The sequence below is a fragment of the Arthrobacter sp. 260 genome, from assembly GCF_013116745.1.
Classification (GTDB): Bacteria; Actinomycetota; Actinomycetes; order Actinomycetales; family Micrococcaceae; genus Arthrobacter_D.
The window spans coordinates 1-234 of sequence record NZ_JABFOE010000114.1 but is presented as its reverse complement, the minus strand read 5'-3'; the positions used below and the strand labels follow the sequence as shown (position 1 = coordinate 234).

Below are 234 nucleotides of genomic sequence, written 5' to 3'. Positions count from 1 at the left end.
GCGTGATATGTACGAAGTAGTGATGCCATCTAATATCTTGTGTGAGTTCAGGATGAAAAGATGCAGCCATGATGTTGCCTTGCTGTACAGCCACTGGATAGGTCAGATGAGCATGAGGAGGAACAGAAATAGCAGCAGAGGAGGACAGAGGCTCGCCTTCAAAAACAACATCGCGGGCAGTCACATGGCGATCAGATACACAAGGTAAAGGTAAAGAAGCTAATACTTCTACTA

Annotated in this window: 1 pseudogene; it reads right to left on the bottom strand. The window is 45.7% G+C overall.

Annotation, left to right across the window (positions count from 1 at the left end):
• Positions 1-184, bottom strand: a pseudogene (locus tag HMI57_RS19660) (hypothetical protein); the annotation flags it as partial.
• Between the last annotated feature and the right edge of the window lie 50 nt (positions 185-234).